The sequence below is a fragment of the Peribacillus suis genome (assembly GCF_059384845.1).
Genome location: NZ_CM182019.1, coordinates 3,167,864 through 3,190,904 on the forward strand (window position 1 = coordinate 3,167,864; position 23,041 = coordinate 3,190,904).

General features: G+C 41.5%; 24 protein-coding genes. 11 read left to right on the forward strand and 13 right to left on the reverse strand.

Features of this window, described 5'->3' with window-relative positions:
- Nucleotides 1-212: 212 nt before the first annotated feature.
- From AC503W_RS15430 to AC503W_RS15440, 3 genes are all read right to left on the reverse strand, one after another.
- Nucleotides 213-1,421, reverse strand: a complete 1,209-nt coding sequence (locus tag AC503W_RS15430) for a C40 family peptidase (RefSeq protein ID WP_494914768.1) — start codon at nt 1,419-1,421, stop codon at nt 213-215.
- 470 nt (nt 1,422-1,891) lie between these two features.
- Nucleotides 1,892-2,563: a DUF2642 domain-containing protein gene (locus tag AC503W_RS15435; RefSeq protein ID WP_494914772.1), complete on the reverse strand. Its 672-nt coding sequence runs from the start codon at nt 2,561-2,563 to the stop codon at nt 1,892-1,894.
- A 24-nt stretch (nt 2,564-2,587) separates the two neighbouring features.
- A complete protein-coding gene (locus AC503W_RS15440; RefSeq protein ID WP_494914775.1) occupies nt 2,588-3,943 on the reverse strand; it encodes an arsenic transporter in 1,356 nt (451 codons plus the stop codon).
- Between the two features lie 261 nt (nt 3,944-4,204).
- On the opposite strand from AC503W_RS15440, the gene AC503W_RS15445 reads away from it, so the two are divergent.
- Both AC503W_RS15445 and AC503W_RS15450 read left to right on the forward strand, forming a co-directional pair.
- Complete coding sequence (locus AC503W_RS15445; RefSeq protein ID WP_494914779.1) at nt 4,205-4,711, forward strand: GNAT family N-acetyltransferase; 507 nt, start codon at nt 4,205-4,207, stop codon at nt 4,709-4,711.
- A gap of 110 nt (nt 4,712-4,821) precedes the next feature.
- Nucleotides 4,822-5,112 (forward strand): HesB/IscA family protein, encoded by a 291-nt coding sequence (locus AC503W_RS15450; RefSeq protein ID WP_494914781.1) that lies wholly within the window; start codon nt 4,822-4,824, stop codon nt 5,110-5,112.
- Nucleotides 5,113-5,154: 42 nt separating this feature from the next.
- Here the strand turns inward: AC503W_RS15450 and AC503W_RS15455 are convergent, their stop codons facing one another.
- Nucleotides 5,155-7,236 carry a methyl-accepting chemotaxis protein gene (locus AC503W_RS15455; RefSeq protein ID WP_494914783.1) on the reverse strand — a complete coding sequence of 694 codons (2,082 nt, stop codon included), beginning with the start codon at nt 7,234-7,236 and terminating at the stop codon, nt 5,155-5,157.
- A gap of 343 nt (nt 7,237-7,579) precedes the next feature.
- Between AC503W_RS15455 and AC503W_RS15460 the strand changes: the two genes are divergently transcribed.
- From AC503W_RS15460 to AC503W_RS15470, 3 genes are all read left to right on the forward strand, one after another.
- Entirely contained in the window at nt 7,580-8,695 is a 1,116-nt protein-coding gene (locus AC503W_RS15460) for a serine hydrolase (RefSeq protein WP_494914785.1), read from the forward strand.
- Between the two features lie 107 nt (nt 8,696-8,802).
- Nucleotides 8,803-9,240, forward strand: coding sequence for a GNAT family N-acetyltransferase (locus AC503W_RS15465; RefSeq protein WP_494914787.1), 438 nt, complete (start codon nt 8,803-8,805; stop codon nt 9,238-9,240).
- Nucleotides 9,241-9,350: 110 nt separating this feature from the next.
- Nucleotides 9,351-9,785 carry a DUF2383 domain-containing protein gene (locus AC503W_RS15470; RefSeq protein WP_494914789.1) on the forward strand — a complete coding sequence of 145 codons (435 nt, stop codon included), beginning with the start codon at nt 9,351-9,353 and terminating at the stop codon, nt 9,783-9,785.
- Nucleotides 9,786-9,915: 130 nt separating this feature from the next.
- Here AC503W_RS15470 and AC503W_RS15475 read toward each other — a convergent pair whose 3' ends face one another.
- Together AC503W_RS15475 and AC503W_RS15480 are read right to left on the reverse strand one after the other, a co-directional pair.
- Nucleotides 9,916-10,116 carry a DUF6440 family protein gene (locus AC503W_RS15475; RefSeq protein WP_402986757.1) on the reverse strand — a complete coding sequence of 67 codons (201 nt, stop codon included), beginning with the start codon at nt 10,114-10,116 and terminating at the stop codon, nt 9,916-9,918.
- A gap of 88 nt (nt 10,117-10,204) precedes the next feature.
- Complete coding sequence (locus AC503W_RS15480) at nt 10,205-10,279, reverse strand: hypothetical protein (protein ID WP_402958067.1); 75 nt, start codon at nt 10,277-10,279, stop codon at nt 10,205-10,207.
- A gap of 111 nt (nt 10,280-10,390) precedes the next feature.
- On the opposite strand from AC503W_RS15480, the gene AC503W_RS15485 reads away from it, so the two are divergent.
- Nucleotides 10,391-10,927, forward strand: coding sequence for a GNAT family N-acetyltransferase (locus tag AC503W_RS15485; RefSeq protein WP_402873854.1), 537 nt, complete (start codon nt 10,391-10,393; stop codon nt 10,925-10,927).
- A 147-nt stretch (nt 10,928-11,074) separates the two neighbouring features.
- Here AC503W_RS15485 and abrB read toward each other — a convergent pair whose 3' ends face one another.
- On the reverse strand, nt 11,075-11,359 hold the full coding sequence (abrB, locus tag AC503W_RS15490; RefSeq protein ID WP_402873851.1) for a transition state genes transcriptional regulator AbrB: 285 nt from the start codon (nt 11,357-11,359) through the stop codon (nt 11,075-11,077).
- Between the two features lie 477 nt (nt 11,360-11,836).
- Here abrB and AC503W_RS15495 point away from each other — a divergent pair, with 477 nt between their 5' ends.
- Nucleotides 11,837-12,808 (forward strand): DMT family transporter, encoded by a 972-nt coding sequence (locus tag AC503W_RS15495; protein WP_494914791.1) that lies wholly within the window; start codon nt 11,837-11,839, stop codon nt 12,806-12,808.
- Nucleotides 12,809-12,866: 58 nt separating this feature from the next.
- On the opposite strand, the gene AC503W_RS15500 is transcribed toward AC503W_RS15495, so the two are convergent.
- Entirely contained in the window at nt 12,867-13,847 is a 981-nt protein-coding gene (locus tag AC503W_RS15500; protein ID WP_402957898.1) for a tyrosinase family protein, read from the reverse strand.
- 178 nt (nt 13,848-14,025) lie between these two features.
- On the opposite strand from AC503W_RS15500, the gene AC503W_RS15505 reads away from it, so the two are divergent.
- The 3 genes from AC503W_RS15505 (at nt 14,026) to AC503W_RS15515 (ending at nt 15,020) form a co-directional block, all read left to right on the forward strand.
- Nucleotides 14,026-14,424 carry a MarR family winged helix-turn-helix transcriptional regulator gene (locus AC503W_RS15505; protein ID WP_402873846.1) on the forward strand — a complete coding sequence of 133 codons (399 nt, stop codon included), beginning with the start codon at nt 14,026-14,028 and terminating at the stop codon, nt 14,422-14,424.
- Entirely contained in the window at nt 14,424-14,765 is a 342-nt protein-coding gene (locus AC503W_RS15510; RefSeq protein ID WP_402957901.1) for a DUF3147 family protein, read from the forward strand. The genes AC503W_RS15505 and AC503W_RS15510 overlap by 1 nt, the downstream gene beginning before the upstream one ends.
- A 69-nt stretch (nt 14,766-14,834) precedes the next feature.
- Nucleotides 14,835-15,020: a DUF8096 family protein gene (locus AC503W_RS15515; protein ID WP_402873837.1), complete on the forward strand. Its 186-nt coding sequence runs from the start codon at nt 14,835-14,837 to the stop codon at nt 15,018-15,020.
- 195 nt (nt 15,021-15,215) lie between these two features.
- Here the strand turns inward: AC503W_RS15515 and AC503W_RS15520 are convergent, their stop codons facing one another.
- Entirely contained in the window at nt 15,216-18,413 is a 3,198-nt protein-coding gene (locus AC503W_RS15520) for a DEAD/DEAH box helicase (protein ID WP_494914794.1), read from the reverse strand.
- A gap of 351 nt (nt 18,414-18,764) precedes the next feature.
- Between AC503W_RS15520 and AC503W_RS15525 the strand changes: the two genes are divergently transcribed.
- Complete coding sequence (locus tag AC503W_RS15525) at nt 18,765-19,400, forward strand: DUF4352 domain-containing protein (protein ID WP_494914795.1); 636 nt, start codon at nt 18,765-18,767, stop codon at nt 19,398-19,400.
- A 109-nt stretch (nt 19,401-19,509) separates the two neighbouring features.
- Here AC503W_RS15525 and AC503W_RS15530 read toward each other — a convergent pair whose 3' ends face one another.
- The 4 genes from AC503W_RS15530 to AC503W_RS15545 all read right to left on the reverse strand — a co-directional run bounded on the left by AC503W_RS15530 (nt 19,510) and on the right by AC503W_RS15545 (nt 23,029).
- On the reverse strand, nt 19,510-20,358 hold the full coding sequence (locus AC503W_RS15530) for a VOC family protein (RefSeq protein WP_494914797.1): 849 nt from the start codon (nt 20,356-20,358) through the stop codon (nt 19,510-19,512).
- A complete protein-coding gene (locus AC503W_RS15535) occupies nt 20,351-20,752 on the reverse strand; it encodes a DoxX family protein (RefSeq protein ID WP_494914798.1) in 402 nt (133 codons plus the stop codon). The genes AC503W_RS15530 and AC503W_RS15535 overlap by 8 nt, the downstream gene beginning before the upstream one ends.
- Nucleotides 20,753-20,895: 143 nt before the next feature.
- Nucleotides 20,896-21,717 carry a nicotianamine synthase family protein gene (locus AC503W_RS15540; protein ID WP_494914800.1) on the reverse strand — a complete coding sequence of 274 codons (822 nt, stop codon included), beginning with the start codon at nt 21,715-21,717 and terminating at the stop codon, nt 20,896-20,898.
- Nucleotides 21,695-23,029 carry an MATE family efflux transporter gene (locus tag AC503W_RS15545; protein WP_494914802.1) on the reverse strand — a complete coding sequence of 445 codons (1,335 nt, stop codon included), beginning with the start codon at nt 23,027-23,029 and terminating at the stop codon, nt 21,695-21,697. The genes AC503W_RS15540 and AC503W_RS15545 overlap by 23 nt, the downstream gene beginning before the upstream one ends.
- Nucleotides 23,030-23,041: the final 12 nt, after the last annotated feature.

A 23,041-nucleotide genomic window follows, 5' to 3' on the forward strand; every position in this document is an offset into this window, starting at 1 on the left:
CTAAATTGCTATGCCTATATAGGCTTCTCTTTCATCCATCTCCTTACAAATAGAAAAATCCCCTCCAAACTAGACAGAATAGTAAGCTCCTTGCTGTCTGGTATGGGGGAGATCATATAATTTATATGATTCATAGGGCAATTTGATGCTTCATTCTTTAAAGTACAGGACGCATTCTCCAATTATTTTATTAAATCATGCTAGAAGTCTTATTAAAAAATATCGGCCGATGAATTGACTTGTCCATAGCCTTCAAACCTTGGGGAAAAATAAGTTGAACTCAGTTCTGAAATATGAACTCCCGCTTTCTGAGTCGTATGGATAAAACGACCTTCCCCTAAGTAAATTCCTACGTGAGTAATTCCCGGTCTATCACTTGTGTCACTAAAAAACACCAGATCCCCTGCTTTAGGCTCTGTTATTGGAGTTAGCAAAGAATAATAATTTGCAGCTGAACCTCGTTTTACAGATAGACCTTGTTCCTTCATGACCCAATAAACAAAACCACTGCAATCCATTCCAGCTATCGGATTATCCGAGCTGAACACATAAGGGAATCCACGTAAAGTATAAGCATATCTTATCACGTCATATGCTTTATCATAGGATTTATCTTGCCCATCATAAAATGGAAATAAAAGATCGCTATATACCTGGAGATATTGCCCCTCCATTACCTCAGTGGTCGGTAAAGCATTACGTTTTTTGATGGTGTTCATGGAAATGCTGTAAATCTCAGAAATGCTTTTTAGCGTTTCTCCCGGTTGTACAATATGTTCCCCTTTAGGTGTAAATGTTTTATACACAACTTGGTATTTCGCAAAATATTTTTCGGTACTCATCCTTACTTGAACCGTTTCTGCACCATAACCGGAATGGACAAATTGGTCTTTTCCCAGATAGACTCCTACAGTCGCGACTTTTGATGTATCTTTTTCAAGGAAAAAGATGATATCCCCCGCTTTAGGAGTAGCCGTTTCCATTCCAAGTCTAAAAAATCCTTCTGTTGTCAAACGGTCAGTGGAAACTTTCTGTTCGGAAAGCGTCCAATAAATAAGACCACTCGCATCAAATCCTTTTGAAGGTGTTTCTTCTCCTGGCGTTTTTTTAAATCCAACATATGATTTTGCATAGTTGGCAATCCGCTTCCCTCTCTCCACCCACTGATATTTTGAGGGAGTGTAAGCAGTTTGTACGATTTTAAGCCTTTGCCCTGCATAAACCTTACTATCCGGTAAACCATTGGTTTTCATTACTTGGTCAGCCGTTATATCATAAATCGAAGCTATTGATTCTACTGATTCTCCAGAGGACACTGTATGGATACGATCTGCTGCTTCTACTTTTAAACTAGAGGAAACTGTTAAACCAACCATGACAAGTAATAAAAGCATCGTATTGATTAATAATTTATTGCTCATTTTTTAACCCTTCCTTTATGACCGGAAACATACCCTACACTATCACTTAAAGTTCAAAGTATAAAACCGGACTTTTATTTTACCCTCACTTCGTTACTTAAATATAAGCACTTATACTCACTATCTTCCATAATATCGGTAATGTATATGTAACCTTTAGCCTAAAAATGACAAATGTTAATATATTTCCTAGCATATTTAATAAAAATGAAACATAAAAAACAGTTCATTATACTCATATACCTTCTATATCAGTAGTTTAGGTACAAACACCCAATACTTAAGAACCTCATGTTATCCAAAGTTTTTTTGGTATAAAAGTTTCCAAACACAAAAAAACTCCTTAAAATCCTATTTGATTCCCGGTCTATTTTCCTATAAAAACTAGACTACGTTACTTCCCAAGCGCTGGTAGGCTATGCCTGTTTAAACGAGAAAAAGAGAAGCCACTAAAAATGGGCTTCTCCTTTTCATGACACGTGCACCGTTTGAATTTGCGAGAGATTTACATATATACGTTCTCCTTTGGCCGTAGCCAATTCAACCAAGCTATCTTCCGCGTTCTTGAGTACCCCCATTTTCATAGGGTCCTCCCCTCCATCAAAAACAACGAGCTTTCCTTCGATCGTTTTCAGCTGTTCTCCCAAGGATCGATGGAACGGTAATGAGGTTGGATTTATCGGGAATTGTTCATGAGTGAGCGAGTATGGCGTTTCCCCTTGCGTATAGGGGGTTAGCCATTTAAGATGATGGAGGGAAATATACATGAGCTTATATAACGGAGAGTAGAAAGTAAAGTAATCGTTGAAAACATGGATGATAGAACCATGTAGAGATATTTTCCCTGTTACATAGATTTCGGAAAAGATGCCTTTCGCATACATCAACGCTTTACGATAGGACATGTCCGTTTTTTCTTCGGCTATATAAAAACCCATAGGGGATGATAGGTCGGAGTTCACCTGGCTTTCTGTACTCAGGTTGATGCGACGGACATGCACCATTGGAAAGTAGAAAAACCGCTGCTCAGTAAATAACACGAGCATATCTGAACTAAGGTCTGTAAGAATGCCTGTAAACCGATTATGACCAATGAGCTGAAGTTCAATTTGTTTACCAAGTAACGGTGAAGCATCACCCATTTGTCTCTCCTCCTGGGGGTATCATTAATAAAAAATCAAATGAACCCAAAAAAATAGTAAAAGCAATGCCACCACAGTAGCCAATGGGATGACTCGTATGGTGACGTTCACATACTCTTTCCACGTGATTTTCACTTTATTTTGTTTCAAGATATGCATCCAGATCAAAGAGGCAAGCGTACCGATGGGCAATAGCAAGGAGCCCATATCACTTCCGATTATATTGGCTAGGTAAATGGTTTTTAACGTGATGGGGTCTAGCCCCATTTCCGTCAAGGTAATGGTCCCGATCATGAGGGCTGGATGATTATTGAAGATGTTCGATAAGATCGAAACAAGCCCTCCCATCACCAAACTCGCACTCAGTAATCCTTTGTTGACAATCGGTTCACAGATTTGAACAAGGAAGGCCGTAAGCCCAGCATTCTGAAGACCGAAGATGATGATATACATAGAGAACGCAAAGATAAGAATATGCCATGGTGTCTTCTTCAAGATATCCACGGGACTCGTCCGTAGATGATACCATCTCCAAATCAGCAATGATAATGACCCCATTACTGCGACCCACTCTATAGGAATCGATAGATAAGAAGCCACGAATAATAAACAGCGGACAATGGAGACATAAATCAGTATCTTGACCATGAATTTTGTACGTTGTCTTTTTGTTTCCACCGTCGCATTCCCTTTTAACGGATGAAAATTCTTCGTGAAAAATCGTTCCTCGATGTCATGGGCTTGGGAGGGCAGTTTTTTAGGCAAATCCTTCTTTACGACCATGAACATCAACCATGACATGAATAACAGCCCCAATGTTGCAGGTACAAACATCATGGCTGTATGCATATAAAGTGTCATATCGACAATTTTCAAGGCAATCAAGTTGACGATGTTACTAACTCCAATAGGTGCGCTGGATGCAGTGGCTATCAAGGCCCCACTCAGGAGATAGGAGATGGTTTCATGTTTCTTCATTCGAAGGTTTTTTAAAAGTAAGATGAGAATGGGTGTCGTGATCATGATGCTCCCATCATTATTGAACAAAAGCGTCATTAAAAAGCATACTAACTGAATGTACCAATACAAACGATATCCGGAGCCTTTTGCAAGGGTTACAAGTCTCGCAGCCGCCCAATGAAAGAATCCGAAACTCTCCAATATGACTGCCATGACAAGCGTTGCCATGATGGTGATGGAGGCACCCCCGATTTTACCGATGATATCCATTACATCCCCACGCGATACTATGCCCGTAAGCAATATGATCGCCGCGCCAAATGAAGCTGGCCAAGCTTCGTTTAGCCCTCGTGGTCTCCATAGTATGACAACCATTGTCATGACGAAGACAAAAATGGTCACCCCGATTTCAAAATGCATGATGTTCTCCCCTTTTGGGCCTTGTGCCATGGGACCCTACTTGTCCGATTCTTATATATATATTCGCCATTAGGTATAAGGAGCGGGATAAGTGACCACGTCCACTAAATTGTGCCTTTGCCATTTTAGTGAACATGTCTCCTATGGAAAAGGGCCTAACGAACAGCTACCATGGCTCATGCCCACCATTTGTCGAATTTCCTTGTTTAAAAAGGAGAATCTGTTATAATTTTCAGAAAAAAACAAGAAAGGCTGATTGACATGGAATTCACCATCCGCAGCATGCAAGTCGGCGACATCCCACAAGTCCAGCATGTCGCGAAGACAAGTTGGCATAGTACGTACGAAGGGATTATCCCCCTTACAATCCAAGAACGTTTTTTAGATGTGGCCTATAGTGACGAGATGATGAAAAAGCGGGTGGAACACTCTTTTGTTTACGTGGTCGAAGTGGCTGAAAGAATTGTGGGATTTGCCGACTTTTCTCCTGTAAAGAAAGGTGGGGAAGTCGAACTCGTGGCGATTTACTTACTTCCGGAGCATCAAGGAAAAAGCATGGGTACAGCTTTATTGCAAACAGGGATCGATCACTCCAAAGGGTGGAAAGAGCTTTTCATAAACGTTGAAGAAGAAAATGAATCGGGGACTGCCTTTTACCGTGCAAAAGGATTTGACGTTGTTTCTCAATTTGATGATGACTTCGATGGACATATCCTCAAAACAGTAAGAATGGTTCTGAAAGAGGGCGAATCTAGAAGAAATTTGTGAATTATTGTCATCCAAGAGAAAATATTATTACTTCCGCCACGAACATGATAGAGTGGATGTATGGTTGCTCTTAACTTATGAGCAGTGTCTAAATATCGGGAGTGAACAACATGATGACCATCACTAAAAAGGCCCAGGAAGTCATTAAAGAGATGCAACGGAATATGGAAGAGGAAACATATTTACGGTATGGGGTAACCAGTTCCTGCTGTAACCAGATGAATTATTCCTTGAACCTAGCACTATATAAAACCGAACTAGAAAAGGTATATGTCGTAGATGGTATAAAGATTTTAATGAATCCTTCTGATGCCCGTTACACGGATCATACAGAAATTGATTTTCATGACAATGGTTTTGTGATCAATCATCCAAATCCGTTAGTCTCACCACTACAGTAATGAACAAAAAGGGAAACCAGATGGATGGTTTCCCTTTTTTGCTTATTGCTTTATATGAAATCCTCTCAATGTATGCTCTAGGGCATCAATTAAGTCCGTGACATGCTCTGTATATTTTGCCAGTTCATTGGATGAAGCGGATTGTTCCTCCATGGATGAGGCAATTTCTTCGGAAGAGGCAGATGTTTGCTGTGAGACCGCTGTTATTTCCTCAATCATTTTCACGACCGTTTCTTTTTGTTGATTAATCGATGAAATGGACTGGGTTTCTTCAACAACCGAATGGGATATTTTACGAACTGAATCCTCAAGTTCCTTCATGGCCTTGCTTACCGTCATGACTGCACTTTTTTGGTTCGCACTAATTTGATTCGTTTCATTGGTCGTCTTCAGTAGCATTTCCGTGTCTGAAAGAATGCTAAGGATGATGTCCTGGATGTTTTTGGATGCTTCTTTCGATTCCTCGGCCAAGCTACGAACCTCATTCGCCACGACCGCAAATCCTTTTCCGGATTCGCCCGCTCTTGCAGCTTCTATGGATGCATTCAAGGATAATAAGTTGGTTTGCTCTGAAATCTGGGAAATCGTACTCGTCACTTTCGAAATGGTTTTTGATTTTTCCACAAGCCTCAAGCTCATGCTTGTCACGGCTGAAAAGGCTGTCTCCAATTTTTGATAAGACGTTTCCAAATCGTTGACTTGTTCCTTCCCTGATTCGATTTTTTCCGAAGCCGTCTCCAAAACGTTTTGTGTCCTATCCGATAACTTGGAAAGTCCATCGATTTCATCACTGAGCAACTGGATGGTATGGGCTCCTTCTTCTACCGATTCGGATTGACTGGCTGCCCCTGCCGCAATTTCTTCCACGGCACGCGAAACCTCGGTAATGGATGCACTATTTTCCATCGCAATCTGGCTCAATCCTGCAGTGGCTTCCGTTACAGCATTCGCATTCCCTTTCACATCGTTAATCAATTCTCTTAATTTACTTAACATGATGTTATAACTCCTGGATAAGTCGCCCATCTCATCATTCGAGTCATGATGAAATTCAGTTACTAAATCTCCGCTCGCTGTCTTCTTCATGACATGTCGAAGATCCGATATCAGCTTTTTCAACTTTCCTGATAAATAAAGGGCACATCCGATACCTATCAATATACCAAAGATCAATGAGATGAATACAGTACGATTAATATCCTGCAACTTAGCTTGCAACACTTCATCGGATGTCAAGGCCACCACCTTCCAGTTCACGTCAGGAACCGAATTCGCTTCACCTGTATACTGTTGGTCTTTCCAATCTAGAGTCTGAGCTGTTCGCTTCGATCCACCATACATATCAGAAACCCACTTGAACTCGGAATTGAATTGACTAGCATCCGTTACGATGTCCCCCACTCCTTCGACCTTCCCGCTTTGAGCTGGATTCATATTCTTGCCGTCCAGTCCTTTCATGAACGAACTTACGATGATGCCTTGCGAATCTAGGATCACAAGGTTACCGTCAGAATGCCTCTCGATATCCGTACGCATCTTCCCGATGGTCGATAAGTCAATATCATAGCCTAACGCCCCTACCATTTTTCCGTTTTCCAAAACGGGCGTGACCACTGAAGTCATGATACTGCCATTCACGATATCTTGGTACACATCCATCCATTTTGTTTTCGGGTTTTCCGATAGCTGCGTATACGTTACGGTTTCTCGAGCATCTCCCTTAAATTCCATTTTAGGAGATGCGTATAATGATCCGTCCGTACCGTCCATATAATAAGCCGATAGCAAGTGTTCATTGTTCAGTTGAAAAGATTCAATGGTTCTCTGAATCTCTTTCAGTGAATCCCCATCCTTTAGATGGATCGATACCAATTGTGATAATTGATCGATTGAATCTTCATAGACTTCCAAATCTGCGCTAATCTGTGACACAGCATTTTGGGCTGCGCTTTGATTTATGGCAACACTATCTTCCTTGAACACTTCAGAAACTTGGAAGGCCATTATTGAAACAGAAACACCAATCGCCAGAAAAATGGATAGACAAATAAAAATCATCCACTTTACCCGAACCGAGATTCTTCTGTGCTTTTTTTCCCTTTTAACAGATGATGAATTCCCCATTATGATTTCCCCTTTTTGATTACGTGTTGGCTCGATTATCCATGAAGATTTCTTCGGTTAATATGTAAATGGCCATGTAGGAACATGCTTGAATAATCCATGCACCTATTTTTTCCACATAACAATACTATATACCTATAATGATATTGTCAACGACAAATATACCTCATATACATAGTTATATAGTCTTGATTCCAAAGAAAGACGGAATTAAAATGAAAATCATTCTATCATCTTTTACTTGCTAAAAAGATAGAGAGAAAATTGAATTCAAAAATGTGAAACCTTCCCTTCCATTACCCGTATATACAGAAAAAGGTAATTCTGGTGAGGACGTGATTCTTTGAAGAAGAACATTCTATTTAATCGGGGAGAATTACTACTTCCCAGCCTGGTTGCAGGAATTGGCTTCTGGAAGTTTATGAAGGCTAGATATGAGGCAAACCCTGATCATATTGTTCATTTCATTAAAAACTATGCTGAGAGCAAAGATATTTCTTTATTCATCCATCATAATGATGAGAAGATTGCCGAGGTGAATTCAACCGTGCAGCTTCCATTAGCAAGCACCGTTAAAATCATCATGGCCATTGAATACGCTCAACAGGCTGCGGAAGGATTAATGGATCCTGATCAAAAAGTGCAAATAGCGGACCTCGAGAAATTTTACATACCCAAAACAGATGGCGGTGCACATGAAGCCTGGCTTTCACAGGTAGGAACGAGCGGGAACGTTCCTTTATGCGAGGTCGTGAATGGAATGATTGCCTACAGTTCCAATGCGAATACCGATTATTTAATGAACCTGCTGGGGTTGGATAGCATCAATTCCGTTCCAAAAAGCTTGGGAATCCTGAACCACGAACCCCTGTATCCGATTAGCGCTTCCCTTTTCATACCCAGCACACTCATGAAAGAAAAGAATTTCACTAGAAAAGAGACACTGCATGCGATGGAAAAGATGGAAACGGCAGAGTATCGAAGTTGGGCGCTTGCCATTAATGAGCGATGGCAAAGCACACCGCCTACCGAACAAGAAAAGAAAGAAGCAATGAAACTACTGTCTCTTGATTTTCAAAAACTCTGGTCTGATCGGTTGTCGCGGTCCACTACAAAAGACTATGTATCGATCATGAAGATATTAAACAACAAGATGGATCTTGAGCAAAAAGTTCATAAACACCTTGATCCCATTATGGAGCAATTGATGAAGAATCCCAGTAATCGCAAATGGCTTTTGCATGCTGGTCAAAAGGGAGGATCTACCGCTTTCGTTCTTACGGTGGCCATGTACGCAACAGATAGAGACGGAAATAGGACAGAGCTCGCACTTTTTTCGAATAATCTATCCTCCATGAACCAAGCAAAACTCACCCGAAGTTTAAATGATTTCCAACTTCAAATCCTAACCAATCCAAAATTCCGAGACTTCATAAAAGAAAACTTAGTTTTTTCATAGAGCACTTTTTTGGATAATTGAATTCATCCGACTACTAATAAAATGAACAATAGGCATTCATACATGATATTATTGGATTATTCAGAATATATTTGGAGGTTTCATGCATGATCATTAGAAAAGCCACAATGGCGGAGCTTGATTCACTTAGCGAGTTATTTGATTTATACAGGGTTTTCTATGAGCAACCCTCTAATCTTGAAGGGGCCCAGGACTTTTTAAGAGACAGACTAGAGAACGAGGAATCGGTCGTCTTCATCGCGAGGGACGATGACGATTCATTGGGTTTTGTTCAATTATACCCTTCCTTTTCATCGATAAGCATGAAACGGTCATGGATCTTGAACGATTTATTCGTTAAGGAAAGTGCCCGCAAAAGAGGAGTTGGTGAGAAGTTGTTACAAGCCGCCGTCGATTTTGCAAAAGAATCGGGAGCAAATGGGGTATCCCTTGAGACCGGTAAGGAGAATGTTACTGCGCAAAGGCTTTATGAGAGATTTGGATTCGTAAAGGAATCGAACTTTTTTTATCATTATTCCATCTAACATTTCGAATGACCTACTAAAAGGGGCCAATTTCAGGCCCCTTTTAGTATGCAGATAATTTTCATTTGTACAGCGCATACTAAGATCATTATCTATAGGGAGTGATACGATTGGATCAAGAACAAACGATTAAGATACTAAATAAATTCTTACAGGGAACATACATGGGCATTCACGCCTATAAACGCTTTATAGAAAAACTGCAACATTCCTCTTTAAAAGACTCGTTCATTTCGATTCAGAAAGACCAAAAAAATCATGCGACCCTCATTTCAGAGAGAATTCAGCATCTCGGTGGTACACCTGTAACGAGTGAGGGGATCATTGGAAAGATCGAGGCAGGCATTGTAAATGTAGTGGAAAATTACAATTCAGAGGAAGAGATTATTAAACATGCCATTAAAGGGGAAAACCTATATGGAATAAGAATGAGTGAGGACCTAGTAAGGGATAAATTAGATGAAGAAAGTCTAAATCTAGTCCATAGAATTCTTGATAAAGACCGGGAACATGTGGATTACCTAAAGTCTCTTCTACATTCTTAGAAAGTGAGTTTCCAATGCCCGTACATTTTATTTTCTTAGTGTTCGTTATAAATGGATCTAGCCACCTGTTAAATATTTCTTTGTGACATAGTGTGAAAAAAGCCACCTCCATATGGAAGTGGCCGACCCATTACTCAACTGAAGTCCCAGACTCAGCTATAAAGTCTTTATCTACTAAAGGTTTTCCATCTTTATCAACCATAACCGTTAACCCAGAAGTAGGACCGCCATAATGAAACATATATAGGACTCCTGTTTCATTATCACGAATTATTTTAGTAACAGCCATTTTTCCTTCTGTATAAATGTCCTCAAAACGTTTCTTTGCCACTATAACACGCTCCTTTTTTCGGATTGTTGAAGCAGCTATCTCCATCTTACTTCCAGGAAGTACTTTTCTTCCTTCATCCCTAATTATATTAGTTCCGCAAGTTCCTGATTCCAAAAAAGGAGTAGTCGTTCATGGTGGATAAGTGGCCCAACTGGCGTAGCATGGTCGAAATATTGCCTCTGTGATACGTGCCGTGGTTATCTTTGTCTTTGCTATGGTATACCGAGCGATAGTGTATAATGAAATATATTCCATTAACTGAAGGGGGTCAATCGTGTTATCCAGTAAAAATATATATGTAAGACAACTTATACTATCAGATGCTGAAAATTTACTACAATTGCTAGTGGAAAATAGGCCGTTCTTTGAACCATTTTCGACAGACCAACCAGCTAACTACTATTCTTTAGAAAAACAAAAGGAAATCATAACTTCGGGACATAAGTCAAAAGGAAATAGTAGTTACGAGTTTGGAATATTCCTGAATACTAATCATAGGTTAATAGGAACGATCAGCCTGTTTCATATTATTCGCGGGCCCCTTCAAAGTGCCACCATGGGTTATTACTTAGACCAAAAAAACAATGGGAATGGTTACACTACAGAAGCTGCCAAAATGGTGGTGGATTATGCTTTTGAAACGATTGGTTTACATAGGATTGAGGCTGGGGTTATGCCACATAACATAGGTTCCATACGCGTTTTGGAAAAGGTCGGTTTTCACAAAGAAGGAATCGCAAAACAAAGTGTAAAAATACAGGGGCGCTGGGAAGATCACCAGATATTAGCCATAATCAATCCAAATGATTAATCCGAAAGTCGGGCAAACTATCAATGTGAATTCTTCTTATGGGTAACATCATTTTTTATGTTCGAGTAAGAATGATAGGAGATTAATAGAAGAAAAAAAGCGCAACGGGTAATTTCTTCCCGTTGCACTTTTTTTACTTGAAAACTATTATTTTGCTGTTTCAAGGCTAGCTTGAATTTCTTTAATTAGAAGTTCAGCGCCTTCTTGGCTAAGGATTAACTTACCACCAGCAAGTTTCATATTGTCATCAGATGTTTCACCCGTTACTTGACAAGTCATGTTCGGTTTATATTTTTGAAGAATGATACGCTCTTGTTCTACATAGATTTCCAAAGCGTCCTTCTCTTTAATTCCTAATGTACGGCGTAATTCGATTGGAATTACCACCCGGCCTAATTCGTCAACTTTACGTACAATACCTGTAGATTTCATTTGTCATTACCTCACTATTTATTATGCATTATTATATTCGTCAAAATTCGACATTCTTTTCTCTTATTAAAGATACCACCCCTTCCCAATTTCGTCAATTACCGTATCTTAATATATTATCTACCTTCTATTAGAAGATTCGAAAAATACGAAATAAATACTGATATAATGGCACTTTTACAGATTTTAAGAGGCTATTTTTTATCTTTTCTTATATATTAATATATTTTTATTGAAATTCCCTGAAAATATACCAACAATTACATATTGTCGTATTTTGTCGAAAATAAGTAGATTCATGATTTTAGTGAAAACGTTGTTGATTTTATTTGGTAACTGGTAGACAATTTAACAAAGAGTTGTATTTCAATATTCCGATAATTCATCCGAACTGGATATAAATTTTTATGGACCCCTTTGAATCATGCATCCGAAATTATGTGGTTGGTGGCAAAAAAACAGATAGAGGTGAGTCGATTGCGACCGATTTTAATAGGGGTTTGTTCCGCTCTCTTCTTTGCGTTTACCTTCGTTCTCAATCAGTCGATGGAATTGGCTGGTGGCAGTTGGATTTGGAGCGCTTCCTTAAGATATATCTTTATGGTTCCTTTTCTGCTATGTATCGTTCTGAGCAGGAAAAACCTTCGCCCTCTTCTCCTTGTGATGAAAGAACAACCCGGAACTTGGCTACTTTGGAGTTTCGTTGGGTTCGGGTTATTTTATGCACCATTATGCTATGCTTCGGCATACTCACCTGGCTGGTTAATCGCCGGGACCTGGCAAGTCACGATCATATCCGGTGCTTTACTCGCCCCGCTATTTTTTGAAATGGTTGAAACAAAGGATGGGCTTCTAAGGCAAAAAGGCAAAATCTCCTTGAAAGGGCTTAGCATGTCCTTGATCATCCTGTTTGGAATTATATTGATGCAGGTGGAGCACACCAAGCATATTACATTCAGCAATCTCTTGTTGGGTGTCGTTCCGGTCCTTCTTGCTTCCTTTGCTTACCCACTTGGAAATCGTAAAATGATGGACGTTTCTCGAGGACGTTTGGATGCCTACCAACGGGTGTTGGGCATGACATTGGCAAGCCTCCCGTTTTGGTTTTTACTTTCGTTGTATGGTTTTTTCACCGTTGGGGCGCCAACGATGATGCAGAGTTTCCAATCACTTTTGGTTGCCCTCTTTTCAGGTGTGATTGCAACGGTCCTGTTTTTCAAGGCCACCGATATGGTGCGCGGGAACATGCAGAAACTAGCTTCCGTTGAAGCGACACAATCAATGGAGGTCCTATTAGCCTTAGCTGGTGAACTGGTATTTTTATCGCTCCCGATTCCTTCCGCCCTTTCCTGGTTAGGAATCTTCATCGTGATTCTTGGAATGATCCTGCATAGCTACGTTTCACACACGAGAGAAAAGAGAGTGGATCCTTCTTCCGAGAGCGCTTGATCACTATAAAAACGCAGTGATTGTATTCACCGCGTTTTTTTTGTTACCGCTTTTCGTATCAATGCTCTCCTTTGACAGCCTTTCTCTCCATATCATAAATATACCCAAGCTTCCGATGGTTGATCATATCTTTAGGCGTCGTGTCCCATGGAAACATGGGATCATGTAAATTGTGGCCGAATGGTCCCCCTTTTCTTGGCAAATATCTTTCCTGCCGGTTAAGGATTTTCCACATTACCCATATCCGGTCTACATTTGCATGATGCAAAAAGAAAACAGGATCATTCGGTGAGGTAGGGACAGAGCCCATATGGCCCCCAACCCAACCATGGACACGATTATGAAGTTGAGGTCCATCTATGAACCCTTCAAGTTGATTGCGAAAACTCGGGGTGCTCGTCGTATTCCAAGGAGGCGAGTCATAGGGAGTGACCTTCAGCACTTCCTTCACATCTGCTTTCGTCGGTAAGGTCGCTACCGGTTCACTTGCAGCAAAGTTTCGCCTTAATCCCCCTGCAGGATTCCCCTGTTCGTCGATGACTTCCCACTGTCCCGCTGCAAAAGGTCCCTCTGTGACAAGAAAGTCATTTCTCCTGTTTCCATTCCCCCCCATAAAATCATCGTCCCAAACTGGGGATGAAGACGGATCTTCCAGTTCCGAATCAGCCGCCCAATCCCAATATGGAATGGTCACACTTGGGTCAATCTTTTGGAGATCACGTTCAAAGCGCCAAAGGAAATCGCGATGCCATGGCAAGAATGCTGGCCCCATATGTGCGGCACTTCTATGGTCTCTATGATTTCCATGTAAATTCTCCGCGACACTCCTTGCGCTTGGATTAGCATGATTGTGTGCAGGGCTTTCAGTGGTTGGATCTCCTCCCGGCGGAGTTTGAAACGCCCCTCCTGCCAAATGCCAGGCGACATATCGATCATAGATCCCTTTTTCCTTTAAGGCTAAAACGGCAGTGATGTATTTCTTTTTTTCCTTATCCGTAAGGTGTAGAACATTTTTCCTCACTTTATACTCAAGTGTCATGGGTATACCCCTTTTCTAGATGGTCATCTATACTAGTTCCTTTGATATTCTAAGTAATGGATGTTAGAAAGGTTCAGGGCGAATGCGGATAGTTGGTAAAAATGGGCATTTTTTCGTTGACCTTATATCGTATAATACGATATATTCGTTTCAGGCGATTTAAAAAGGAGGGGTAATCATGATACAGAAAATCAATGACTACTTCACGGATATCTATTTTCATTTACATCCGCAACAACAAGAAGCTATTTCCCATCAAAGCGTACGAGTCTTGCAAACGATTCAAAAAAAGAAAGATGTTATGATCCGGGATATTGCCGAACAATTATCGATTTCCCACAATACGGCTTCTGAGCATGTCAAAAAATTGGTACAAAACGGATGGGTGCTTAAGGAGCGGCCGGAAGATGATCAGCGTAAGGTGTATTTACATTTAACGGATGGCGGTGCAACCATTTTAAAAAAGAACACGGAATTGGATGAAGAAAAACTACAACAGGCGCTTAGCAAGTTATCCGTTTCTGAAAGGGAACAAATAAGAGAAGCATTCCGGTTATTAAGTGAGGTATCTACTTAATGTATTTGTTCATTAAAATAGCCAGTTCCGCGGTCATCATTGGACTTGTAACGGAAATGGCCCGACGATTCCCTTTATATGGCGGGATTGTGGCTGCTCTGCCATTAATCAGTATCCTCAGTATAATTTGGCTAACGGTTCAGGGAGAGCCCACTCAGAATATCCATACATTCACACTGGGCGTTCTGGCAGGTTTTCCCGCTACAGTGGCCATGCTAGTTGTGATTTATACGGCATTAAAGCAATCCATTCATGTAGGGCTGGCCATCCCCCTCGGGCTCGTGGCTTGGGGGATATTTTTAACAGGGCAAAAATATATAATGGCTAGGTTTATTTCCTGATTGATTTCCTACTGGCCTCATTTTTTGGTATGATAAATGTGTTAAATAACATAATGAAGGTGATTTACTTTGTCTGAAGAAACTCCAAAAGAAAAAAAGGTATATGACACCACAATCATTTATGATTATGCAGAGTTTCCTGACATAGTCAGTGGTCGTTGTGATAATTGCGGCAATGCTCAGTTCAAAAGTTCCGTTAAGGATTATGTATATATTCGTACATGCAGAGAATGCGGCATGAAGAAATCGATTTGACCCTATTTAACGATAGGGTTTTTGTCTGTTCACTTTTTCTTTTTCTTCTTGAACGTATCGCTTACATATTTTCCCTTCTTATCATCATAATCGGAAAAAGTGACGGCATATTTAAGGGCTGATTTTTACTCAATAGAATAGGCGTCCAGATAAAAAGGGCAGCCAGAAGTTTCCCCTTCTTGGCTGCCGCTTTTTTTATATCTTCAATATTTCCCTGATGTCTTCCTCAGTTAGGGCAGATGACGATTGATGTTCAGGGTCGATGATTTCCTCGATCAGATGCCTTTTTTTCTCCTGCAGTTCATTCATTTTTTCTTCAATCGTGCCACGGGCCACAAGCTTGATGACCTGGACCACATTCTTCTGGCCCATGCGGTGTGCTCGGTCCGCCGCTTGTTCCTCGACGGCTGGGTTCCACCATAGATCATATAAAATCACGGTATCGGCACCCGTCAGATTGAGTCCCGTGCCGCCTGCTTTCAAGGAAATGAGGAAGACATCACGGTCACCCGCGTTGAACCGATTGCAAATTTCAACCCGTTCTTTTGATGGGGTCTGTCCATCCAGGTAGAAAAAGGGTTGCCCCTGTATGGCCAAATCCTTGCCGATGATCTGAAGCATTTTCGTGAATTGAGAGAAAATCAGGACCCTTCTACCGGAAAGCCTTGATTCCTCCATAATCTTCATCAGCTGTTCGAATTTTGACGAACTCCCCTTATAGCCATCCACAAATAGAGAAGGGTGACAACAAATTTGCCGTAACCGGGTCAAACCGGCCAGAATCCTAATCCGGTTTTTCCGAAGCGTGTTTTTGTCCAAATGCTTCAACGTATCCTCACGCAGTTTCGCTAAGTAGGCCGCATACAGTCTCTTTTGGTCTGGAAGCAATTCCACCGATTCCAACGTCTCGATTTTTTCCGGGAGCTCCTCCAGCACATCTTCCTTCAACCGGCGTAACAAAAACGGCCGGATTCTGCGAGCAATCTGTTTTCGGGAAAGATGACTATATTCCTTCAAGCCCATGAAGAGCTCTGGAAAGACGACGTGAAAAATCGACCATAGTTCCTCCAAAGAGTTTTCGACTGGAGTACCAGTGAGAGCGAAACGGTGGTCCGCCTTGATTTTCTTCACGGAGCGTGCCGTTTGTGTCACAGGGTTCTTGAAAGCCTGGGCTTCATCGAAAAACACCGTGTGGAACTCCTGCTTTTCATACCAGAGAATATCTTTGCGCAATAACGGATAAGACGTGATTAGGGCATCCACCTCGCCCAGTTCCTTCTGCATCTTGGATCGCTCCTTTTGGCTGCCATCCATGACAACAGCTTGTATCTCCGGGGCGAATTTCATGAATTCACTCAGCCAGTTATACGTCAAAGAAGAGGGGCAAACGATGAGGACCGGAAGCTTCCTTTGTCGAATGGCGAATAATTCAGAAAGGATGAACGCGATGCTTTGCACCGTTTTACCAAGTCCCATATCATCTGCCAAAACCCCTCCAAATCCGTATTCTGCAAGACTCTTCATCCACTTATAGCCGTTTCTTTGATAGTCCCGCAGTATCGGCTGCAAACGCTCCGGCAACTCGAACTCCAGATTGCTTGGGTTGCGGATGTTCTCCAAGAACTGACGGAACGACTCCTCCATCGTGAATGTGCCATCATCTGCGGAGTCAAGAAGCTGAAGTCCCTTCACGATTGGTACATTCAAGCCGCTTTCCAGATCTTCATGTTGAACCGGAAGGGCATTCAAGAACCGGTTAATTTCTTCGAATTCCCTTGTTTCCAATGAAAGTAACGAACCATTCCGAAGACGGTAATACTTCCGTTTTTCTTCGAGTGCTTCTAGGATCTCCCGTATCTGCTTGTCAGGGATCCCGTCCATTTCAAACTTGAATTCGAGCCAGTTGGTCCGTTCTTTTTTAATTTTTATTCGCACCTGCGGAGGTGGATTCCCTCTGGCAATCCGACTTCTTACGGCAGTCGTCGCATAAAGTTGGACGAGCTTTTGCAGTTTTGGCACACTGTGGTACAAAAACTCGTATTCCAGTTCTTCATTATGTAAGAAGTAGCCGCCCTCATTCTTGGCAAACTGACTTTCTTCCATCAACGTTAGAATCACCTTTTCCTTCTCCACATCCCTTATGAGCATGGAGACCGCTTTGTTTTCCCGGCTTTCCAAGGGATTCATCACAATATTGCCATAGTGGAATTCGAGCCCGGCAAGCAATTTGTTATTTACACGATCCAAGTATAACTTGGCAATCAGGGGTGTTTTCACAAACTGCTCGGTAATCGAATCCGAAATATGGACAATTCCTATTTTTTTTAACCCCGGAACCACTTTTTCAAGGAATACATCCAATTGATCCCAAGCAATCGGAATTCGATTCGTCCCGGAAGTCTCCAGCATCGATTTCAATTCGATAAGGCGTTGGCAGTCTTCTTTTTTCAAAGAAAACAGCTTGCCATCAGCCAAAACAACATCATAGGCATTCATCACGATTACCGAATCCAACCCCTTGATATTCAGCTGGTAGCCCTTGCTTTCAGTTTTGGTAAAATCAAACTGGAGCGGCAGTAAGTCTTCCGATACTTGCAGTCCGTCCACGATTGTCCCGTCATGCCGAAGTTTCACCAAAGGTGCTTGGATAAGGAGTGGAAACAGACTTTTCCAAGAAGAGGGCGGAAGAAGCAATAAGGAATGAATCTGTGTGTAGCCTGATTGACCGGAAGCATCCAGATAGACCTTTTCATCAGAAATGACCGTGATCAGCGACTGAATGACGGCATCATTTTCTTTTTGAAAGCAGTGCAGGCTTGGGTCATATTGAAAGGATAGGGAGACGGTGGAACGCCTCCTTTCTTTTATCCTCATCAGGAAATCCCTGATATTTGGTACATCGATCGATCCAATCTTCATTTCAATTCCGAACATATACTGCCCTTTAGATACCATCACAGGTTTACATATAAATTCCGTATCAAGCACTTCCCTATTTTCAAAGTGAAGTTGATGTCCGCTTGAACGCACCGGCTGATGATTGAAAAGGCTCAGCAATCCATCCGTCAGCTCCTGGCTCGACTCGGACTGAATAGTCGGGACGGTCCCTTGGCGCTGATGATGGTATACCGCAAGTAAAACGGCCGCGATATGCTGACAATCCTTGGAAAAGGAGGCGAGTGTAGGGCAACTGCACTTCGTATGGAAGCCCCCGGTTTTATCCACATCAATGGTGACGTGAAAATCCTCCACTCCTGCAACCGTCGCTTCGCAGCCACTAGGGCCATATGAGTCGAATAATACTTTATTAGCACGATAAAAAGCGTCCCCTCTTTTGAAGGAGACCGTACCGCACATATCTTTTATGATGTTCACATTCAATTTGGTATTCAATGCCTTGCTCCTTCCTGAGGTCCTCTACACTTTTGTGCATGTCCGAATATATTCATATTCTTCAATCGTACCATAGTTCTCTTTTTCTGAGCGAACGATCTTACCTGTCTGCGTCAGTTTTAAAAAGACTTCCCATTGTCTATCACTGCAAGTCAAACAATTCACTATCTTAGAAAACCTTTATCCACCTTACTATGCATTTATTCCCATGAAGGAATTTTCCTTACCCATTATTTATACCCTCAAAACAGGTAATGATTGGTTATTCTCGATATCCTATAGATTATAAAAGGAATCCAGGATAAGATAAAGGCTAACTGACAACATGACTTTAGGAGGAAACATTCAACAATGGCAGGATTAACATCATGTAAGGCATGTAATAAAGAAATCGCAAAAGGCGTGAAAAAGTGTCCTAATTGCGGGAAAGACCAACGCAATTGGTTCAGAAGACATAAGTTTTTAACTTTTATCGGAGCTATTATTGTTATCATTATCATTGCAAACTCGGTAGGAGGGGACGAATCTCCTTCAACTAGTTCCAGTTCAACTAAAGAAGCTACTAACAAAGAAAACATGTACAAGGTTGGAGACGTAATCAAACAAAACAAACTGGAAATCACAGTACTTAAACAAGAAGAGTTTGATACAATCGGCGATCCCGAGTTTCTTGGTAAGAAGGCATCTGAAGGTGGAACACTCATCGCCATTCAATATAAAATGAAAAATATCTCGGATGAACCTGTTGGTATGTTCAGTTATCCTTCGATAAAATTAGTGGATGAAAAAGGAACAAAGTTTGATTCAGATATCGAGGCCAGCACCGCATATGCTGTAGAAGCTAAAGTCGATGATTCTAAGGTATTATCCGACTTAAATCCAGATATTAGTGTAACGGATACTGAGGTTTATGAAATATCTAAAGAGAAGTTCTCAAAAGGCAAATGGTATATCCAAATCGGAGATGCAAAGGTCCAAATCAAATAATCCATAAAAGAAAAATCACCTTATCTTGAGATTTCAAGGTAAGGTGATTTTTTTCTTTTCATTGGTGGAATTCCTTTTCTAAAGAATGGATCGTATCCTTCTAGAGGGCCTAATTGATCACTAAATGGATTTCATTTCCCGATGGATCAGTAATGACATACCCTTCATCATTTTGTATGGCCTCTACTCCTATTTGTTTCAGCTGTCCGATCACTTTATTTCGCGCCTCTTCGTCTGCATAAACAAGAGTAAACCAGTTCAGCCCTACACTGTTTTTCTTAGGAGTAGGTACACCCACACCGTTCCATACATTTAACCCGATATGATGGTGATAATCCCCGGTTGATGTAAAGAGTGCCCCTTCGTAACGGGTCACGACCTTGAATCCAAGTCCCGATGTATAAAGTTTCTCCGTGTCTTTTAGATTGGCTACATGCAGATGAATATGCCCCATCAATGTTCCGGCGGGCAAACCACTCCATGCGGCATCACTTTCTGCCAGAATACTATTACCGTCTAACGGGTCTGTCACCATTTTAACTTCCCCATTCGCCCATTCCCATTCGGACGATGGACGGTCATAATACACTTCAATCCCATTTCCATCCGGATCCGTAATGTATAGTGCTTCGCTCACAGCATGATCCGCCGCCCCGAAACGATATTGGGTGGTAAGCAAATGCCGTAAAAAGACCGCTAAGTCCGCACGTGTCGGCAGCAAAAGGGCAAAATGATACAACCCTGATGTCCGTCCTTCTTTTGGAATAACATCTTCCGGCTGCTCCAGTGTTAATAGAGGCGTTTTTCCGTCCGTCGTTAACACGGCTTTACGATTCGTCTTTTCCAATACTCGAAAACCGATTATTTCTTCATAAAATGCAATGGCATCCGCCAAATTCAGGACATTGATACTCACTTCCCCAACAAACGTTACTGGTTTTCTATGAAATTTACTCAACCGTTACACCCCCTTCTTTATTTTTAAAAAGTCTATAGCCAAGTGAGAAACGAGTGCGATTTGCAGAGGCGAGGCAAAGGGACATAGCCAACAACGCCAAATCAAACTCGTAACCAAAAAACTCATCAGGTAATTTTGCTGTGAAGATGGCTCCAACCATGATGAACGCAAATAAAATGGAAATAATTCGTGTGCCCATGCCTAGTATCACCGCAAGGCCACCAACTAATTCTATACTTGCGACCATATAAGCCATGAACCCTGGTATTCCGAGACCTTCGAAATAGCCTACCGTATTATCGATTCCACCTTGAAACTTTGAATATCCGTGAATGAAAAAAATCAGTCCTAAAATAATGCGTAAAAAAATCAAACCCAATTCGTTCCTAGTCAACTTCCATTCCCCCTATCTAGTTACTTTATGTAAGTAATTATATTTTAGTAACTTATAATTGTCAAGGAGGTTTCTAGATTGATATGAAAGCACAAAGGTGATTCCAGTATATTTATTCAGACTTTCCCTTAGAATACGGCCGGTTACTGCTTATATGTATAAAATACCGTTGAATTAATAATGAAGGAATCTGCAACGGTCCTGCCTGCTTCTTCACATGAAACCGTCTGGAATTTCGTTGCATCAACTGGTTCATATAGCAATTGATGAATCCCATCAACAGAGCGGATAGCCACAAGTGCTTCCGGATTCGTTTCAAAAACCCTTCTTACTATCTCCTCTTTATTCGGTACGAGGCTGGCAATCCAAACGAGATCCAATCCCTTATAATCATGCAGCGCTCCATCTTTCAAAATGTAGTCGGACGTTCCATCCCTATCCAGGTCTTGAATGAAACGTCGCCCATGTTCATGGGCCTGGAAATCCAGGTCGAGGCACGTCATTTCAGCCCCCATTTCCTGTTTGAGCAACAAGGGGCTTAAAGGTAAAGGGCCTGTCCCTACAAATGCAAAGGAATTCACATCCCTCTTTATCCTTTTCAATTCTTCCATTTCCGTCTTGATTAGTTCTACATAGTTATCCCAATAGATGAAAGAACCAAAGTCATGTATCGATTGCACTTTATCCCTAAATGTTTGGGCATAGTACTCTTCCATCAAGCACTCCGCCAAAGACAGCTTTTGCAGCATGTCTTTTCGTATCTGCTTGATTCCCTCATCACCTAGAATTTCGTCAGCTTCCGATTGCTTCATCGGTTTAGATAAAGTGGAAACCAACTCGGATAAAACGCGGTTGATGGTCTCGTTACGGGGAGATAAATCTTCTTCCTCTACCAAAATTCGATAACTATCCTTATACATATGGATGATTTTTTCTTGTTTGTTAGCCCATTCTATTGTCTTCAAATTCAACACTCCTCTTAGGAAATAATTTTCGACTTAACTGTGGAATATAGAGAACCAAGAATACTGAACGTCCTAAACTAAATAGGATGAACGCCAGCCACACTCCATGGTTTTGAAATTCAGGAATCAACAAATATAAAGCCAGTAAAAAGACAAGTAAGGAGTACACCATGGAATTTCGGACCGGTCCTGCTTGAGTTGCCCCTGTAAAAACGCCATAAAACACGATGCCCACGCTTGCTGAAAGTGGAAATAAGAGCAACCATGGGCTGTAAATGGTAGCTAGGTCCACAACACTCGGTGTGCTCGTGAAAAAGGATATAATCCAACCATTCCCTACGAAATAACTGCCTGCAATTAGGAGGGAAGATAGAATTCCCCACTGCCATGACAATCTAATGGTCCGTTTAAATAAAGACCGATCATTCGAGCCAATTGCCTTTCCTGCAAGAATGCTTGAGGCGTTGGCCAATCCATCGAAAAAGTAAGCCATGATGTAATGGATTTGGATGAGAACGGCATTTGCCGCCAATACTTCCGTGCCATATGAAGCTCCTTTTGCCGTAAAGATATTGAACACCATTAAAAGACAGAGCGTCCGGATAAATAAATCGCGGTTCACCGCCATCATTTTTTTAAAGGATAACGGGTCAAACAGGTTTCTCCATGAAGGGATTTGGATACCTGGCAATGCTCTTACGATGAAGAATAGCCCGATGAAACAGGCCGTCACTTCGGATAATAGCGTTGCGATGGCCACTCCCGATACTCCCCATGCAAATACTGTGACGAACAACAGGTCAAGGACAATGTTCATGATGTTCATGAATACTTGCAGCATTAAAGAAACCTTGATTTTGGACATCCCCATCAGCCATCCTAAAATGACGTAATTCATCAAAGTAAATGGCATACCCCATATTCTGATGGTGAAATAATTAGAAGCGTATTGTCGCACGTCAGCTCCCGGGCCGATTAAGGCTAACGAAGCCATTTCAATAGGTCCTTGAAGGAGAATGAAGAATAACCCCACAGCAATCGCGAGTAAAAATGGTCTTGTAAAAGCGAACATCCCTTGCTTTTCATCATTTGCTCCAAGTGCTTGTGCGGCAAATCCTGACGTACTGACACGCAAAAATCCAAATAACCAATACATGGTGTTGAAAATAATCGTGCCTACAGCCACACCGCCCAGGTAAGCAGGATTAGGTAAATGCCCCACGACAGCCGTATCCACTGCTCCCAAAAGTGGTGTTGTGATTGTCGAAAGCGTCAGGGGAAGCGCTATTGCCAAATATGACCGATGGTTCAAAATACCCTCCTC

What these genes read in the sequence shown, in the direction of transcription:
- AC503W_RS15465 (WP_494914787.1), top strand. Translation starts at nt 8,803, where the DNA reads ATGATCATTAGAAAAGCCACAATGGCGGAGCTTGATTCACTTAGCGAG.
- AC503W_RS15525 (WP_494914795.1), top strand. Translation starts at nt 18,765, where the DNA reads ATGGCAGGATTAACATCATGTAAGGCATGTAATAAAGAAATCGCAAAA.
- AC503W_RS15500 (WP_402957898.1), bottom strand. Translation starts at nt 13,847, where the DNA reads ATGACACTTGAGTATAAAGTGAGGAAAAATGTTCTACACCTTACGGAT.
- AC503W_RS15455 (WP_494914783.1), bottom strand. Translation starts at nt 7,236, where the DNA reads ATGGGGAATTCATCATCTGTTAAAAGGGAAAAAAAGCACAGAAGAATC.
- AC503W_RS15435 (WP_494914772.1), bottom strand. Translation starts at nt 2,563, where the DNA reads ATGGGTGATGCTTCACCGTTACTTGGTAAACAAATTGAACTTCAGCTC.
- AC503W_RS15445 (WP_494914779.1), top strand. Translation starts at nt 4,205, where the DNA reads ATGGAATTCACCATCCGCAGCATGCAAGTCGGCGACATCCCACAAGTC.
- abrB (WP_402873851.1), bottom strand. Translation starts at nt 11,359, where the DNA reads ATGAAATCTACAGGTATTGTACGTAAAGTTGACGAATTAGGCCGGGTG.
- AC503W_RS15450 (WP_494914781.1), top strand. Translation starts at nt 4,822, where the DNA reads ATGATGACCATCACTAAAAAGGCCCAGGAAGTCATTAAAGAGATGCAA.
- AC503W_RS15430 (WP_494914768.1), bottom strand. Translation starts at nt 1,421, where the DNA reads ATGAGCAATAAATTATTAATCAATACGATGCTTTTATTACTTGTCATG.
- AC503W_RS15440 (WP_494914775.1), bottom strand. Translation starts at nt 3,943, where the DNA reads ATGCATTTTGAAATCGGGGTGACCATTTTTGTCTTCGTCATGACAATG.
- AC503W_RS15510 (WP_402957901.1), top strand. Translation starts at nt 14,424, where the DNA reads ATGTATTTGTTCATTAAAATAGCCAGTTCCGCGGTCATCATTGGACTT.
- AC503W_RS15505 (WP_402873846.1), top strand. Translation starts at nt 14,026, where the DNA reads ATGATACAGAAAATCAATGACTACTTCACGGATATCTATTTTCATTTA.